This is a genomic window from Candidatus Abawacabacteria bacterium (assembly GCA_016207805.1).
Classification (GTDB): Bacteria; Patescibacteriota; Gracilibacteria; order RBG-16-42-10; family RBG-16-42-10; genus JACQZO01.
Genome location: JACQZO010000002.1, coordinates 46,936 through 62,907, shown reverse-complemented (window position 1 = coordinate 62,907; position 15,972 = coordinate 46,936). Strand labels below are relative to the sequence as shown.

General features: G+C 38.6%; 15 protein-coding genes. 10 read left to right on the top strand and 5 right to left on the bottom strand.

The genetic code is table 11. The features are described 5' to 3' along the window. Together HY817_00620 and HY817_00615 are read right to left on the bottom strand one after the other, a co-directional pair. On the bottom strand, positions 1-1,344 hold the full coding sequence (locus HY817_00620) for a tetratricopeptide repeat protein (GenBank protein MBI4835742.1): 1,344 nt from the start codon (positions 1,342-1,344) through the stop codon (positions 1-3). A 122-nt stretch (positions 1,345-1,466) separates the two neighbouring features. Continuing rightward, positions 1,467-2,687 carry an Ig-like domain-containing protein gene (locus HY817_00615; GenBank protein ID MBI4835741.1) on the bottom strand — a complete coding sequence of 407 codons (1,221 nt, stop codon included), beginning with the start codon at positions 2,685-2,687 and terminating at the stop codon, positions 1,467-1,469. 148 nt (positions 2,688-2,835) lie between these two features. On the opposite strand from HY817_00615, the gene mnmA reads away from it, so the two are divergent. After that, a complete protein-coding gene (gene mnmA, locus HY817_00610) occupies positions 2,836-3,906 on the top strand; it encodes a tRNA 2-thiouridine(34) synthase MnmA (GenBank protein ID MBI4835740.1) in 1,071 nt (356 codons plus the stop codon). On the opposite strand, the gene HY817_00605 is transcribed toward mnmA, so the two are convergent. Continuing rightward, complete coding sequence (locus HY817_00605; protein ID MBI4835739.1) at positions 3,903-4,793, bottom strand: hypothetical protein; 891 nt, start codon at positions 4,791-4,793, stop codon at positions 3,903-3,905. The two genes, mnmA and HY817_00605, sit on opposite strands and share 4 nt — an antisense overlap. 92 nt (positions 4,794-4,885) lie before the next feature. On the opposite strand from HY817_00605, the gene HY817_00600 reads away from it, so the two are divergent. The 7 genes from HY817_00600 (at position 4,886) to HY817_00570 (ending at position 11,518) form a co-directional block, all read left to right on the top strand. After that, entirely contained in the window at positions 4,886-5,086 is a 201-nt protein-coding gene (locus HY817_00600) for a hypothetical protein (protein ID MBI4835738.1), read from the top strand. Further along, complete coding sequence (locus HY817_00595) at positions 5,083-5,691, top strand: PH domain-containing protein (protein ID MBI4835737.1); 609 nt, start codon at positions 5,083-5,085, stop codon at positions 5,689-5,691. Before HY817_00600 ends, HY817_00595 begins: the two co-directional genes overlap by 4 nt. Continuing rightward, on the top strand, positions 5,688-6,638 hold the full coding sequence (locus tag HY817_00590; GenBank protein ID MBI4835736.1) for a hypothetical protein: 951 nt from the start codon (positions 5,688-5,690) through the stop codon (positions 6,636-6,638). The genes HY817_00595 and HY817_00590 overlap by 4 nt, the downstream gene beginning before the upstream one ends. Before the next feature lie 148 nt (positions 6,639-6,786). Beyond that, a complete protein-coding gene (locus tag HY817_00585) occupies positions 6,787-9,438 on the top strand; it encodes an ATP-dependent Clp protease ATP-binding subunit (protein ID MBI4835735.1) in 2,652 nt (883 codons plus the stop codon). Positions 9,439-9,490: 52 nt separating this feature from the next. Further along, positions 9,491-10,171, top strand: coding sequence for a response regulator transcription factor (locus tag HY817_00580; GenBank protein MBI4835734.1), 681 nt, complete (start codon positions 9,491-9,493; stop codon positions 10,169-10,171). Positions 10,172-10,198: 27 nt separating this feature from the next. Beyond that, on the top strand, positions 10,199-10,636 hold the full coding sequence (locus HY817_00575) for an HIT family protein (GenBank protein MBI4835733.1): 438 nt from the start codon (positions 10,199-10,201) through the stop codon (positions 10,634-10,636). Positions 10,637-10,639: 3 nt separating this feature from the next. After that, complete coding sequence (locus tag HY817_00570) at positions 10,640-11,518, top strand: nucleotidyltransferase domain-containing protein (protein ID MBI4835732.1); 879 nt, start codon at positions 10,640-10,642, stop codon at positions 11,516-11,518. A gap of 6 nt (positions 11,519-11,524) precedes the next feature. Here HY817_00570 and HY817_00565 read toward each other — a convergent pair whose 3' ends face one another. Further along, positions 11,525-13,198, bottom strand: coding sequence for a hypothetical protein (locus HY817_00565; GenBank protein ID MBI4835731.1), 1,674 nt, complete (start codon positions 13,196-13,198; stop codon positions 11,525-11,527). A 57-nt stretch (positions 13,199-13,255) separates the two neighbouring features. Continuing rightward, positions 13,256-13,600: a cupin domain-containing protein gene (locus HY817_00560; GenBank protein MBI4835730.1), complete on the bottom strand. Its 345-nt coding sequence runs from the start codon at positions 13,598-13,600 to the stop codon at positions 13,256-13,258. A gap of 166 nt (positions 13,601-13,766) precedes the next feature. Here HY817_00560 and HY817_00555 point away from each other — a divergent pair, with 166 nt between their 5' ends. Together HY817_00555 and recA are read left to right on the top strand one after the other, a co-directional pair. Continuing rightward, entirely contained in the window at positions 13,767-14,765 is a 999-nt protein-coding gene (locus HY817_00555; GenBank protein MBI4835729.1) for a hypothetical protein, read from the top strand. Positions 14,766-14,842: 77 nt separating this feature from the next. Further along, complete coding sequence (gene recA, locus HY817_00550) at positions 14,843-15,958, top strand: recombinase RecA (protein MBI4835728.1); 1,116 nt, start codon at positions 14,843-14,845, stop codon at positions 15,956-15,958. Positions 15,959-15,972 lie beyond the last annotated feature (14 nt).

The window sequence follows — 15,972 nt, the reverse complement described above, 5'->3', positions numbered from 1 at the left end:
TTAAGGTATGGGATTAAAAACAGCACCAGTACTGCCTTCAGGAACCTGAGTTACTAAACTTTGTAGATTTGCTCGAGCTGCTCTAGCGATAGAGCCTTGTTTGTCATATGAAACAGCCTTTTCATAATTTACTTTTGCTTGGATCAAATCATTTTGGCTGCGGTAGTAATTACCCAAATTTAAGTAAGTGGCAGCTAAAGTTATATCCAGTGAAATAGACTTTTCTAAGGCTAATTTTGCTTCAGTGAAGTTGCCTAAAGCTAATTGGGCCCAACCAACTAGATTGTGCGCCATTGCATTTTGAGGGAGTCGGCTTATGGCCTGATTGGCAACGAGTAAGGCCTCTTCGGGACGTGCCAATTTATCAATTAGTATCCACACTGGTCGAATATATAAATCAATATACTGAGAACCTTCCAGGCTATCAAACGCCGTTTTATATTCAGTCACCGCTTGCTCAAAATTATTCATAGTTAAATAGGCATCCCCCATTTTTTCATGTGGTTTGAATGTCGGCCGATAACCTTTATTCAAAGAGAGCTGAAAAGCACCAATTGCTTTATTGAAATTCTGCTGGTAGAGATGAGCCACACCCAGCCAATAATAGACTTCTGGTCGATCATTAGGTAAAGCTTTAGATAATATATTAACTGCTTTCTCATAGTTACCCTTAATCAGATAAGCAGCACCTAGTAAAGTATTGATATCTGTATAGTCAGCTACTTTGTTCTGAACATATTCCAATTTACCAATAGCCAAGTCCACTTCTCCAATTACTAATAATTGCTTAGCCAATAAAGTTGCTAAGAATTCGGATCGGGCATCTTGGTATGTATCGAATAGAGCATAGGTATCAGTAATCTTTTGAATGTTGGCATTTATTTTCGCATCAACATTTGGCAATGACTTTATGGCATTAAAGGCATTTTCAGTTTGGCTACGATCGCCAAAATAAGTAGCCATCAAACCGTTGTAATAGAGAGCTACTGGATCATTTTGATCCGCTTGCTTAAAGGCATTTTGTGCCTCTGGGAATTTAGCTAGGGAAATAAAGTTTTTTCCTTGTTTAATGTAAGGATCTTTACTGTCCTTTCCAGGTGTAGAACTTTCAGCCAATATCACTAACTTTTCCGGTGGTCTTTTTACTGGAGTAGGTGTACTCGAAACTGCCTTTACCGCTACTGTTGGCTTTACTTCAGGCAACTCATCTAATGAAGCAGGCACAGATGACACAGTTGCTTGTGGAGTTTCAACCACTGGCTCAGTAACCCAATATTGGCTAGCACCATAAGCGATACCAGCCACCACACAAGCAGACCCAATAAAAAATAGTATCCTAGACATAATAAAGAGGAAGCAAAAGGATTATAAAGGAAGCAGAATACAATGCAAAATATAACTCTTGAGAGCGGCCTTGCTATACCGTCTCAAGAGTTGTAACTTGATTTTTAATTGTGTGTCTCTGATTATTTTTTCACTACGCTAGTCTGGCGACGTAGTCCTAGATATAAAGAACTGATCAAAGCTAGAGCGACTGCCAAGGACAATGATGCTGCTGGACCAACTTGATTGAGAGTGTTAGGCGCAGGAATTGGCTTTGGTGTAGCAGTAGAACGAGTCGTGGGGGTGGGGGTGGCGGTAGCAGAAGGTGAAGATGCTGATGCAAGTATAGTAGTAACTTGAGATGTAGTAGATACCGACGCATCTGATTCCAACCTAGCAATGATGCTAATGGATCCAGCCTGTGTGCCTGCTGTCAGAGTAGCCACTGCTTGCCCCTGAGCATCTGTGGAAAGGCTTACTGGAGTAATGGTAGCATTACCAATCAAAGATAGTTGTAGTTTGGTATTAGCTACAGCCAAGCCCTGTTTATCTTTAAGTGACACCTTCACTTGCGCTTTATCTTTACCATCAGCTTTCAGCATAGTTTTATCTATAGTCATACTAATAACAGGCTTGGCTACCGGTGCGGCTGAAGGAGCTTGAGTTGGTGATGGTAATGGTGTTGGTGTTGTGGTAGCGGTAGGACTGCTTGTTGGCTGAACGGTTGCTGTTGCCGTAGGACTAGCGCTAGCAGTAGCTGCTCTAATAATATATTCTCCATTGGTTACCTCACCCAAGACTTGAGCATCATCACTTGAACGATAGATTTTGGTTAATTGAATGCCTGCAGTGCCAGTAGTCTCAAAACGGACTGTGGGAGTACCAACCTTTAGTGCCTTAAAGTTAATCAGCACTAATTTTCCTGGTTGACCACTAGTTTTGTAATACTTTTCTTCACTAAGAGCGATTTTTGAATATTGGATAGTACCAGCACGAGCATCTACTGGTGAAGTCGACAATAGTACTTCAAACAAATCACCATCTTTTATTTGTGTGCCCGCTCGTTCAAGGTCACCATCTTGTACCTCCAGTAGAGTAGGATCATATTTTAATCTAAAATCAACTTGGCTTACAGATAAGCCTTGCGTATCAAGTAATACTTGAATAGGAATAATTGCTCCAACTGCATAAGATCCACTTTCTGGAGAAAGGATTAATTTGGCCTTGGCATCAGGATTTACTGTTTGGGCAGCAGCGCTAGAAGGTATCATTACCGCAACAGCAGTAATACCTGCAGTCAGTAACGCAGCTATTTTATACATTACGAAACTTTTTTGAGAAGAAAATGCTTGAGCACTTAACATAAAAATATGGTTATTAGTATTTGTTATACTTTGAGTATTCCTACTATTATATCAGAATTTGTTTTCTTTGCCCTCAGATTGTATTGTCTTTAGCGAAAAACATTGCCAATTACTACGTTTTACTATTATTCAGCTTAGCATTGTATTTATGAAAATTGCCGTAGCAATGTCAGGGGGAGTAGATTCATCAGTTACTGCAGCATTAATTAAACAAAAAAATCCTGATTTGGTATTCGGTATTTTTATGAAAAATTGGTCGAGCCCTGAAGAGGAGAAAAATAGCACCTGTACATGGATACAAGATCGTCGAGACGCATTAACTGTAGCAGCACAATTGGACATCCCCTTTAAAACAATTGATTGCGAAGCTCAATACCGCCAGCATGTTCTTGAATATTTCTATCAAGAATATGCTGCTGGTAGAACACCCAACCCCGATATTCTGTGTAATCGTTTCATGAAGTTTGATTTGATGTGGCAAGAAGCAGCTAAATTAGGTGCAGAAAAGATGGCCACTGGACACTATGCACGTGTATGTGAAGATGGTGAAGGAACATTTCATCTCCTTAAAGGCAAAGATACCAAAAAAGACCAAAGTTATTTTCTATGCCGACTGACACAAGAACAGTTAAGCCATTCACTTTTCCCTCTAGGAGAGATGACTAAAGAAGAAGTGCGTGCCCTAGCAGAACAATTTGGCCTAAGTACAGCTCAAAAAAAAGATAGCCAAGGTATCTGCTTCATTGGAAAAGTAGATTTGAAAGACTTTTTGTATTATCGCTTGCCGGCACAAACAGGTTCGGTACTCGATCTAGCAGGAAAACCTATTGGCAAACACGACGGCGCCCATACATATACTATTGGTCAAAGACATGGATTTACTATCCAAAATCACTCATCATCGTCCGAGCCGTGGTTTGTGGTCAATATTGATACAACCCAAAACACTATCACTGTCGCCCAAGGAAAAGATAATCCAGCGCTTTTTAGTAATTCATTAAGGGCAAGCGACTTCCATTGGATTAATCAAACTCCGGCATTGCCACTTCCTTGTTCAGCAAAAGTCCGTTATCGCCAACCAGATCAAGCATGTACCATTATGCGAAATGGCGAGATACACTTTGCCATTGCCCAGAGAGCAATTACACCAGGCCAAACTATTGCTTTTTATCGAGACGATGAGTGTTTAGGCGCAGCTACTATAGAACAAGCACTTTAATTCTTTTGCCGTAAAAATGCTCTGATCATCTGTTCTGTGGGCATACCCTTTCTCGCTCCCAAATGCTGCAACTTTAAGCATGCGGCCGCTTGACCAAATAGAATAGCATCTTCAACATTCCCATTATGCAAATAGTGGTGAAGAAAGGCTCCATGGAACACATCTCCCGCTCCCGTAGTATCAGTTACTTTGCAAGGGAAAGCGGGAAAAGAACGAAGGGTGGCATCCGGCATTAGTAATTTCACACCTTTTTCGCCTTCAGTAGAGATTATCACCTTGGCTTTAGGCGCAAGTTTTTTGAACGCGGATAACGACTGTATTCTTAACTTTCCTGGAAACTCTGCTGAAGTAATCAGTATATCAATATATGGTAAGAGCTTTTCTATACCAGGGGTACAATGTCCCCCATCCAAAGATACTAATACTTTCTTTTTTTGTGCCGCTTGGCCTAGAATTAGGGCAGCATTAATATGATGTCCATCTAAATGGATCAAATCAATTGTAGACCAAGGAATGGCGTCAATATTTCCCGAAAAGAGTCGACCTTCTAACTGATAATTGCCAATAATAGTTCTCTGACCTGATGCTGTCACTAATATTGAGGATAGTGACGATGGAACTTGAGAAATTGTTTGAATGAAATTAGTTTGTACCTCATAGGCGTTTAACTCTTTGACAATCATTTCTCCAATAGGATCAGCGCCAACAGCTGAATACGCCAAGCAGGTATTGCCCAGACGGGCTAGCATCACTAGAGCATTCATAGCGGATCCCCCTCCTTGTAATTCAGCATGTTTAGACTGAGATTTCGTATTGGGCCTAGGGAAAGTTTCTATTACCTGCAAATAGTCCATAGTGGCATTTCCCAAACCTAATATTGTTTTCATTTCGCGATCCTTTAAATAGTTATCTTTTCATTCTAACATACTTTTGCAGTACTTAAGTAGGTTTTGATACACTGCCTACGAATTGATTGTATATGTACCTTCTCACCATTTTATCTAGCTTGGCTGTTTTAGTATTATTCGCTGTGCATAGTCTATCTGCAGTGCAACTCTATAAACAAAAAGCTCTTGGACCTCATGCTGTTCCTAGTATTATCGTATTTAGCGGTTTGTGGGTTTTGGGATTTATAGCAGCATTGATCAATTTTATTGCCTATTTATCGACTATTTCATGAGCTATAATCAATATCACTTTGCCGGCCAAGGGCGCGATGAAAAAATTCTTTTCTATTCACATCGACATCCCCTACGTCTTTTGGGAAGAATACTCGAACAATTATTTGTTTATCTAGGAGCAGCCACTATTCTAGGCTTTCTGGGATATTTAATTATCCGGATGTTCAATTTACCTTTTAATGGTTATATCCAAGGTTTATTCTTTTCCTTGCTATTTTTGGCAGTTATTACCACCATTATGGCCGCTTGGTCCCTGTGGTATCGTTCAGTTTGTATTATTACTGATTCACGTTTAGTTAAAATTGTGCCTAAAGGTTTCTTTTTTAATTATACTCGGGAACTTAAGTTGGAAGGTATCAAAGACACATCTTTTAGCTATGAAAATTTTTTCCAAGGCATATTTAATTATGGTAAATTACAAGTAATTGGTGGCGGGCAATTTATTGTAAAATACATTCCCAACCCTCGAGACTTACATCACTATATCACTAAACTAGTTCGAACGATTGATACAGTTAAGGCTAAAGGAGGAACAGTTGAGTTTCCTGAATTTATTCCGCGCCCCATTTGGAAAGGCAAAAACTTTCGCGCCCCCAAATTATGAACACTCACGCTTCTCACCTGCTTGCTAGTTTATCTATTTTCGCTCTTTCCGGCTGCACTTTTTTTCAAGGAATTGAGAGCACAACAAATCCGGTACCGCCGGCACCAAGCGCACAAGAAATTATTAGTCAGGCTATCAATACCTTATACAATGTTCACAGTGGCTCCCTGGTAGAAAATTTTGATCTGTACTTACATAGAAACACACGAGCAAGTGATCATTGGACTGCAACTATCCGGGAAAATTGGCGGGATCAACCAGCTCAGAGCATCGCTGATATGCATATTACTTTAGCAGTAACAGACGATGATTCTGCCTCATCTACTCAAGGGATACTTAATATTACCTCAGCGAAAGATGCGAATCGCACTAAATTCATCAAATTAAATACTGTTCATTTTTCTGGTACTGATGGCCATCTACTGGACACAATAGTGGAACAATGGCTTGATCAATGGTTTTCTTTACCAGAGAATATTCAAAGTATTCCTCAATTAAGTTGGTACAATAGTATTATTGCTACTATTGATAACTTCAAAGGCCTGCCAAAAGAACAAGTAGTTGGCAGCAAATACTTCCGTGTACAAGAAGCCCAAGAGGTACAGATGAGCGAGGAGGTTGCTCATCAATTAACAGTAAGCCTGGACCAAGAAGGCATCGCTGCTTTTTTAGCTCGGGTACCAGCGGACCCTCTACTTTCTCGGCTAATTACTTCTAGTACATTTGAAGGCAGACTATATATTGGGAAAAATAGTCATTATTTAAGAAAAATTGATGGCACTTTACAAATCCAATCACCCAATGATGCCGCCCAAAAGATGGTCATACAATTGAGGATTGAAATGAATCATATTAACGAAAATGTTCCTGTAGCTATCCCCTCCCAGCATAGTCCTTTACCATCAGCACTTTTGGATCAGGCCATCGAAAACAAAGTATTAGAATAGTGAATAAAAAATTCAGCAAGCCGAAGCGTGCAGAAAAATAGCAAATGAATGAAGAAAATTAGAATATATTATTTGTAAGGATTGCAAATAATATAGTTAGCAGTATAATTGTCAGAGTGCTAATCACCCTCCAATAATCCCCCAAATTATGAATGATTTTTTTAGCAAGTTTACTTCAGAGGCCAAACAAGCCTTAATTGTTGCTCAGAGAGAAGCTGCACAAATGAAATTACCCTTTATTGGCACTGAGCATATTTTGCTTGGTATTCTCGATCAGCAAAATGGCCTAGGGAGTGTAATTCTACAAAATTTAGGTATCTCAAAAGACAGTGTTAGTCAAATTCTCAATACTCGTACCGGTCATCAGGTTCCCGATAAAGATGTTTTAAAAAATGGCCTTTCCGAATTAGCTAAACAAATTATTGAGAATGCCACTGCGCTAGCATTTAAATATGGGCATAATAATGTGGGCACCGAACATTTATTATTAGCTTTAGTCGGTCAAAAACAGACAGCAGCAGCATCAGTATTAGAAAGCCTTAACGTTTCACCAACTAGAATTCGGGAAGAGATTGAAAAGTTGTTCCAGCAACAAAGCAATGCGCCAGCTACACAAGAAAATGATCCAAAGAATGATCCTTTGGAAGCATTCTTTGGTAATTTCTTAGGAAGCATTTTCAATCAAATGCAGCAACCATCGAAACATCGAAATAGTCGCGCAGCTGTGGCTGATAGGAAACAGAAACGTGAACCTGGTGACACTCCGGCGCTAAACTATTTTACGATTGACCTTACAGCCCAGGCAAGAAACGGTAAAAAGCTCGACCCAATTATTGGTCGTGAAAAAGAGATTGCTCGTGTAACTAGTATTCTTAATCGACGCACCAAGAACAATCCTATTTTAATTGGTGAACCGGGGGTAGGAAAAACCGCTATCGCTGAAGGCTTGGCTCAAAAAATTGTGCAAGAGGAAGTACCGGACAGTTTATTAGGAAAGCGCATACTTACTTTAGATATGGCTGCTTTAGTAGCCGGTACAAAATACCGTGGAGAATTCGAAGAACGTATCAAAGCAGTGATTAACGAGGCTAAAGATGCTGGTAATATTCTTCTTTTCATTGATGAATTTCATACTATAATTGGTGCTGGCAGTTCAGAAGGTGGAATGGATGCGGCCAATATCTTAAAGCCCTCACTTTCCCGGGGAGAAATACAAGTAATTGCCGCCACCACTTTAGATGAATACCGTAAATATATTGAAAACGATGCCGCCTTGGAGAGACGCTTTCAACCAGTGGTAGTTGAAGAACCAACCCCAGAAGATGCCGTGCAAATTTTGAAAGGATTAAAAAAAGCATTTGAAACTCATCATCAGCTGACTATTACTGATGAAGCCATTCAGGCTGCAGTGTATATGTCGAAGCGCTATATTGGTGACCGTTTTTTACCTGATAAAGCGATTGATCTTATTGATGAAGCTGCTTCACAAAAAGGCATTCGCTCTTACAGGACTACCGACAATCTCAAGAAGTTACAGAAGAAACTAGCAGCACTTATCGGGCAAAAAGAACAAGCGGTAGCTGAGCAAGATTACGAAACAGCAGCAAGCTTGCGAGAACAAGAAGTATTACTTAACGAAGAAATTAAGTCAGAAAAAGCAGCGACGGTCTCAACCCCACATGCTGATCAACAAGTATTAACTGAAGACATTGCTCATGTAATTGGACTAATGACAGGTATTCCCATTACTCGCCTATTGAAAACGGAAAGTGAACGCTTACAAAATTTAGAAAAAGCCTTAGAAAAACAAGTAATTGGTCAAGATGAAGCCATTCATGCTATTGCTCGGGCAATTCGTCGTTCACGTGTGGGGATAGCGAGCCATCAAAGACCGATTGGGTCATTTATCTTTTTAGGTCCCACAGGCGTAGGAAAAACAGAATTAGTAAAAGCCTTAGCAAAAGAGGTATTTAATAGTGAAGAAGCTATGGTGACAGTTGATATGAGTGAATTTATGGAGAGACATAATGTTTCTCGCTTAGTAGGTGCTACTCCCGGATATGTCGGTTATGAAGAAGGTGGACAGTTGACCGAATCGGTTCGACGCAAACCATATTCTATTGTGCTTTTCGATGAAATAGAAAAGGCTCATCACGATGTATTTAATCTTTTATTGCAAATACTTGAAGAAGGTCGGTTAACTGATGGTAGAGGCAGAAAAGTAGATTTCAGAAATACCATCATTATTATGACTTCTAATATTGGCGCCCAGAAGCTAACTAGAGAAGCTGCTAAAATTGGCTTTGATAATAGTGAGGATACAACTCAAGAAGAAAAGAATTATGACAAAATTAAAGATACCGTTTTGACTGAACTAAAAGAACATTTTACGCCTGAGTTTTTGAATCGTATTGATCAAACGATAGTCTTCCGTCCTCTAACCAAAGATCATATTAGTAAAATTGTTGATCTAGAATTGGCGAAACTACATAAGCGTTTAGAGGATCATCATTTGACGCTAACTTTTACCCCCAAGGCAAAGACTCTACTGATTGAGAAAGGATATAGTAGCGAATTTGGTGCCAGACCAATGCGTAGAGCTATTCAAGAATATGTGGAAGACTCTTTATCAGATGGCTTACTGTCAGGCATTATCCAACCTCATGCCACCGTGCAATTTGATGTTAACAAAGAAAAAACTCAATTAGAGTTCAAAGTAAAAGGTGGCCTACCTTCAGAAGAAAGCACAGCAAAGCAACTTAAGAAAAAGCGGATTACTAGGAAAAAAGTAAAAGTTTAATCTTCTTTTAAGGAAAGATATTGTATAGTTGGGGCGATCACAGAGCTCTTATATGAAAATACTTTTTGTCGAAGACGAACCTGAAGTGGCCTACACACTAAAAAGAGAGCTCGCCGACGCCCACCACGTCATTGATATCGCAAGTAGAAAAGATGAAGTTTTCTATTTACTAGGCACCACACATTATGATTGCTTGGTGTTAGATTTGATTTTGCAAGAAACCAATGGTTTGGCCATTTGTCGTGAAGTGCGAATGCGAGGCCATGATATTCCTGTGCTGATTTATTCCTTACTAGATGATCCCTATACCAAGATTGTGGCACTAGAATCTGGGGCCGATGACATGATTGGCAAGAACACACATCATCGTGAATTACTTGCACGCTTACATGCCTTGAATCGCCGCAAAGCAAAACCAATCGTGCATTCACTAATTATGTATCGCAATTTGCGTTTGGACGAAAAAAACAAAACGGCCTATATTCATGACCATCTATTACAACTTTCTCCCAAAGAGTTTCAGCTGCTTAATCTTTTTCTACAATTACCAGAAAAAGTTTTTTCTCGATCTGAAATTTTAGAAAACATTTGGGATATGTATGCCGATCCATTCACTAACAAAGTTGATGTCTATATAAACTTTTTACGAAAAAAGCTACAAAAGCATTATCATAAAGATGAGCAGTACTTACAAACAGTAAGGGGTTTTGGTTATAGATTGGCTTGGAAATAATGTGAGACTAATTATTTACCATTAATTATGATGGATGTAACGCTACAAAAGTTCGGCTACCCCGCAAGTATGATTAAAGAATATAAAAGCTGGCAGCTTTTATGTAGACCGAAACAAGTAACTTTAGGTTCATTAATCCTCATCTCAAAAGAGCCCGTTACTGCCTTCTCCCACTTGTCTTCTGCTAGTTTCATTGAACTAGGCGGTATCATCAAAGAAGTAGAGCATGTCCTCAAGGAATTGTTTAATTATGAGAAGATTAATTATTTAATGCTCATGATGGTAGATCCTGAAGTTCATTTTCATATATTCCCTCGATATTCAAGCACTAAAAGTTTTTCTGGTAGGAATTTTATTGATAAAGGATGGCCACTGGCACCCGATCTAAATGTTAGCAATGAATTGGAAGACACCACTTTTGCTGCTTTGAGCAATCATCTAAAAAGCGCTTTTAGTAACTTGTAATGCATGCTAGTTTCACTCCCTACCGAAAAGTTACTTGCTTTCTTAACGCCAATTGCTTTTTTTAGAGCCATTAATGGTTCCTATGAACTTAGTCATATTCGAAGCCTTACCTATGAAGCAGTTCTATCAGATGCTGAGTGGCAACAGTGCCTAGCACTTTATGGGGATAACCTCAGCTTTGAAAAAAATCGTAATACCAAACAAAAGTCAGCCCATACTCAATTACAAGCTGGTCTAGGAAAGAAAATTGATGTCCTAAGAGTGATAGCTAACAAAATTCCTGAGATAAAAGATATCTTACTAGTAAACTCTTATGCCCTAGGAGCTTTAAAACCAACTAGCGACATTGATTTATTAGTAATCACTGCCCCTCAAACATTATGGTGGGCCAGACTGAAATTAACCGCTGCCTTGGAACTTGCTGGCATAAGGCGAAAACCTGGACATGTTGAAGAGCAAATATGCTTAAGTTTTCTTGTAACCGAAAACGCTTTGGACATGTCAAAAATAGCGATACCAAATGATATTTATTTACTCTATTGGACAGCGCAAGTAATTCCCCTATTCGCGACACCTAGAGTGTCATGGTGGTTGAGTAATCAATGGCTACACCAATTTTTACCAAATTTCCCCTTTCCAGAAAGTGCTTATTCATTGCCAAGAAAAGCACATTATATTAGTCAACTGCTTAATTCAGCAGTTCAGTTACCCCTGAAACTACGGCACCAGTTGAAAAAGAAAAAATTAGGAAAAGAAAGTTCTATCATTATTTCTGATAACATGCTTAAGTTTCACAATGAAGACAGAAGAGCGCTCTATCGGCAAAAAACTGACAATGAATTACAGTTTTTGCTTTCACAAGTTGTAAGCCACTTTAAGTGATAGAACTTAATAAGTGACCAGCAAATAGCAGTCTTCACAGTAAATAACTTCAGGCCGATTGGGAGCAAAAGTGGTCTGAAGAGTTTTATTACATTTCATGCACACTCTAGTCCATAACTTTCTAGGATTTTTACGTTCATTGCGAACTTGGTGACGACAATCAGGACATTGCCTGGGAATGGGCAAAGACATTCTTCTATAGAAAGCGAGTTCTGGTTTTACAATTCGATAATTTTTGGTGCATTTTTCACAAGCCAGAATATTGTGGCAAATAGCATCGCTCACCAGCTCAATATCCATAGGAACCTCATATGTCTGCACTTGACATTCCTTACTGTCGTTTTCCTTCCAGTTCCATTTATTTCCTACTACCTGCTCTCGAGTCAGTGGATAATATTCTTGAGCTAATGTTTCATTATAAGCAAATGCTGATAATTCAATAGGGAAAAACTCTCCCCACTCTTTTGTTTTCTGCATATGGGCAATAACTTTGGGTAGTAATTCTTCATACTGCTCCTTGGTATATTGTTTATTTAAGATGCAATACTCCTTATGCCGGAGACCTACGCAGCCGAAACAATTAGCACAATTGTTAAAACACTCTTGGCAATACATGAGATTGTTACAATACCAAGACAAATTTACAAAAGAACAGGATTGACCAGTAAAGCTGGTACACTCATATGAAAGTTGCGAGTCATTGCCACCAGCAATAGTACAATCCATTGAATCGGTCATTTCAAAACAATCAGAAATATTTAGTGTATCTTCTAAACTATTCACAGAAAAACAATGTTGAGCATTTTTACATGACTGTAAATAATCGCCAGTACAGTTCTCAATATTAAAGCCATGATAAAACTTTTGCGGCACAGTTCTTTTGAGATTATCGAGTTGAACTTTTATCTGTGCTACAGCTTCGAAAGTCAAGTTCAGCAAAGTCTTTAACTTCTGCTCATACCCATCAGCTGTATATTGCTGATTAAAAATACAATACTGCTTATTATTCAAGTTAAGACAACCAAAACAATTTTGGCAATTAATACAATTCTCTAAAAAATATGAATCAACACAGCTTCTACAAGATGTTAGATATTGGCAGTTATAACATTGATCGACATCAATACATTGATAACAAAGCTGAGAATTATAGGTATATGTGATATCGACACAGTCCTTACAATTATTAACAAATCTACCATAATAACAATCTTCACAATATTCTCCCCAGCCTAGAATCATATAGCAATTCTTACAGTCGGCTAAAAAGTTATTGTAATAAGAATTCTCATTTTTACCTACCACCAAAGCGATTTTCGGAACAGTTAGTAATAAATCTTGAAATTGAGCAAAGAAGGAACGAGAAAAATCGTATTCTTTGCCATAATTTAAAGGATCCCATTGATCACTCCACCATACTGCCTGATCATAAACTACATAAGGCTTGTCAGAGGAGTAAATAGACAATATTTCTTTACCCGTAAAATGACACCTTCGAGTATATAGCTTTCTCTCATTACGAAAAGCTAGGCGTCTCTGTTCACGGCAAAGCAAGCACAAAGTAGGGACCGGAATCGGATAAACAACACCTCTTATGACTGGCGAAACTTTTCGATAAAAAAACTTTTCTGTTTCACTAATCTTAAATTGAGTTTCACATTGTCTACAAGTGCCCAGCATAGAACATGATTAACAATTGGGGATTATCATAGCCATTTTCTCACCTAATGCAAAATGTTACTCAATCACCACTTTATCATTCTCTTTCGCAGCCAGAACAACAATAAACTCTAATTCTTCGGAAATTATCTTTTGCAGGAAATGGATTTCGCCAGGTTCTACTTGAATCATTTTTTCTGGAACCATTTTTGTCTCTTGACCATTCACATTCAAAGAACCTTCTCCTGCTAAAGTAACAAAAACTTTTTGATGTTTGGTATGATAGTGCTTCTTCTCCATTTGATAATTATTCCTGGTTAATTTCGCCCACGAAATACTAAAAGGTGCCTTGGGATTATCATCAAATTCACCGAAATAATAGGTGCCTGGTACTGTTTTAGCTTTTTGCGGGAAAATATGCATGTGTAAGTTTATTAATCACAGTGGTAAACTATATTAAGATATTTGCCTAATACAAGTGCATCTGAATAACTATTCTACCACTAAAGAAAATGAAAATTTTGTTTCTATTGAACATCGCCAAAAAGAATGCTCTAGATTATAGTGAGACTGGAATTTTAATGATTTTATGCAGGTATTACTTATGGCTGGTGGGGGCGGAACAAGGCTTTGGCCCTTGAGCACAGAGGAGAAGCCTAAACAATTTTTAGCACTTTTTGATGATCGAAGTTTACTGAGAACCACATTTGAACGAGTCCTACCTTTAGTTTCTCCGGATCAAGTATGGTTAAGTGGCAACGCCAAACATGCCGACTTATTGAAAAAAGATTTACCCGAACTAAATACAGAACAAATTATCTTAGAGACTGCAAAACGTGATAATGCTGCTGCCATTTGCTTAAGCCAATTACTGATGAACAAAGCTGGTATTGATGCTAATGAAGTTATTGTGATGCTCCCGTGCGATCACAGAATTAGTAATGAAGAAGAGTTTCGGACCCTGATTCAAAATGGTGAAGCATTTTTGAAGGCCAATCCCGAGTATCTTGTCACTATTGGTATAGTCCCCACTCATCCTGAAACCGGTTATGGTTATATTGCTCACAATCAAAAGGCGTTGAGCCAGCAAAATGATGTTCCCGTACTTGCCGTAGAACAATTTGTTGAGAAACCCAATATAGAAAAAGCAAAAGAGTATGTTGCCTCAGGTAAATACCTCTGGAATAGCGGAATCTATATGTGGACACTGGGTACAATGTTACGGCTATTTGCTGACCTTCTGCCTAATATCTACTCATTATTAAGTGCCAACCTTACTGACTGGGAACAGATTTATCATCAAGTAGACGCCACATCACTTGATTATGGTATTTCTGAGAGAATCAAGACTATTGCTACTATCCCCGCACATAATCTTGGTTGGAGCGATGTTGGAGATTTCTCTGCTCTCGGAGAATTTCATGATGAAAAAATCCGCACACTTGATGTTAGTGATAGCTATTTAAGAAATGAAACCTCAACGCAAATTAGAGTGATTGGTATGAAAAATATTATCGTGGTAAATACGCCCGATGGTTTAGTTATTTGTGACCGAAAAAGGGCTCAAGACATTAAAAAGTTAGCCTAATTTTAGCACTCACCTTGACGGTGAGTTTAGACTCACCTATAGTCCAAATGTTTATTACTAATTGACTAATTTATTTTATGGCTACTACACAAAACCCAATCAATAAAGACAAGAAGCGGGCAATAGAATTGGCCATGAGCCAGATCGAAAAACAGTTTGGTAAAGGCGCCATCATGACTATGTCTGACGGCAATAAAGTGAGTGTAGAAATGCTACCTACAGGTTGCCTATCATTAGATATTGCTCTGGGTGGTGGTGTCCCGAAAGGAAGAATTATTGAGGTATTTGGTCCTGAATCTTCTGGCAAGACTACTTTAAGCCTTCACATAGTAGCTGAATGTCAAAAGAATGGTGGCTTAGCAGCCTTTATTGATGCTGAACATGCTTTTGATCCTGAATATGCCAAAAAGTTAGGTGTTGATACAGAAAATTTGCTTATTTCTCAACCAGACAATGGTGAACAGGCACTAGATATTACTGAAACATTAGTACGCTCCGGAGCCGTAGACATTATTGTAGTGGACTCGGTAGCAGCATTGGTACCTAGATCAGAGATCGAAGGTGAAATGGGCGATCAACACATGGGTTTGCAAGCAAGATTGATGAGTCAAGCCTTACGCAAATTAACCGGTATTGTTAATAAATCAGGAACTATTGTCATTTTTATCAATCAATTACGACAAAAGATTGGGGTAATGTTTGGCAATCCAGAAACCACTACCGGTGGTAATGCTTTGAAGTTTTATGCTTCTGTCCGTATTGATGTGCGCAAAGGAGATAAAATTGAGGTTGGGTCTGGTGATCAACGGGAAATTATTGGCAATCGAACCAAAATCAAAATTGTCAAAAACAAAGTAGCGGCACCATTTCGTACTGCTGAAGTCGATATGCTTTATAATGAAGGTATATCTAAAGCTGGCGATATTTTAGATATAGCAGCAAAGTATCAGATTATCGAAAAAACAGGTGCTTTTTATAACTATGGTGAGTTAAAAATTGGTCAGGGCAAAGAAAATGCCAGATTATTTTTGAAACAAAATCCTAAATTATTAGCAGAAATTGCAGACAAGGCTAGAGAAGCTTCCAAAGCAAGTAATGTAACGGTAGATACCAAACCGACCACTATTGATATTGAAAGCATGCCGATCACTATTGAACATATAGCTACTTCTAAGGTAAAAAGCAGTAGGTAGTAGTCTTCAACGCT

What these genes read in the sequence shown, in the direction of transcription:
- HY817_00600 (MBI4835738.1), top strand. Translation starts at nt 4,886, where the DNA reads ATGTACCTTCTCACCATTTTATCTAGCTTGGCTGTTTTAGTATTATTC.
- recA (MBI4835728.1), top strand. Translation starts at nt 14,843, where the DNA reads ATGGCTACTACACAAAACCCAATCAATAAAGACAAGAAGCGGGCAATA.
- mnmA (MBI4835740.1), top strand. Translation starts at nt 2,836, where the DNA reads ATGAAAATTGCCGTAGCAATGTCAGGGGGAGTAGATTCATCAGTTACT.
- HY817_00565 (MBI4835731.1), bottom strand. Translation starts at nt 13,198, where the DNA reads ATGCTGGGCACTTGTAGACAATGTGAAACTCAATTTAAGATTAGTGAA.
- HY817_00590 (MBI4835736.1), top strand. Translation starts at nt 5,688, where the DNA reads ATGAACACTCACGCTTCTCACCTGCTTGCTAGTTTATCTATTTTCGCT.
- HY817_00575 (MBI4835733.1), top strand. Translation starts at nt 10,199, where the DNA reads ATGATGGATGTAACGCTACAAAAGTTCGGCTACCCCGCAAGTATGATT.
- HY817_00555 (MBI4835729.1), top strand. Translation starts at nt 13,767, where the DNA reads ATGCAGGTATTACTTATGGCTGGTGGGGGCGGAACAAGGCTTTGGCCC.
- HY817_00620 (MBI4835742.1), bottom strand. Translation starts at nt 1,344, where the DNA reads ATGTCTAGGATACTATTTTTTATTGGGTCTGCTTGTGTGGTGGCTGGT.
- HY817_00585 (MBI4835735.1), top strand. Translation starts at nt 6,787, where the DNA reads ATGAATGATTTTTTTAGCAAGTTTACTTCAGAGGCCAAACAAGCCTTA.
- HY817_00560 (MBI4835730.1), bottom strand. Translation starts at nt 13,600, where the DNA reads ATGCATATTTTCCCGCAAAAAGCTAAAACAGTACCAGGCACCTATTAT.
- HY817_00580 (MBI4835734.1), top strand. Translation starts at nt 9,491, where the DNA reads ATGAAAATACTTTTTGTCGAAGACGAACCTGAAGTGGCCTACACACTA.
- HY817_00615 (MBI4835741.1), bottom strand. Translation starts at nt 2,687, where the DNA reads ATGTTAAGTGCTCAAGCATTTTCTTCTCAAAAAAGTTTCGTAATGTAT.
- HY817_00605 (MBI4835739.1), bottom strand. Translation starts at nt 4,793, where the DNA reads ATGAAAACAATATTAGGTTTGGGAAATGCCACTATGGACTATTTGCAG.
- HY817_00595 (MBI4835737.1), top strand. Translation starts at nt 5,083, where the DNA reads ATGAGCTATAATCAATATCACTTTGCCGGCCAAGGGCGCGATGAAAAA.
- HY817_00570 (MBI4835732.1), top strand. Translation starts at nt 10,640, where the DNA reads ATGCTAGTTTCACTCCCTACCGAAAAGTTACTTGCTTTCTTAACGCCA.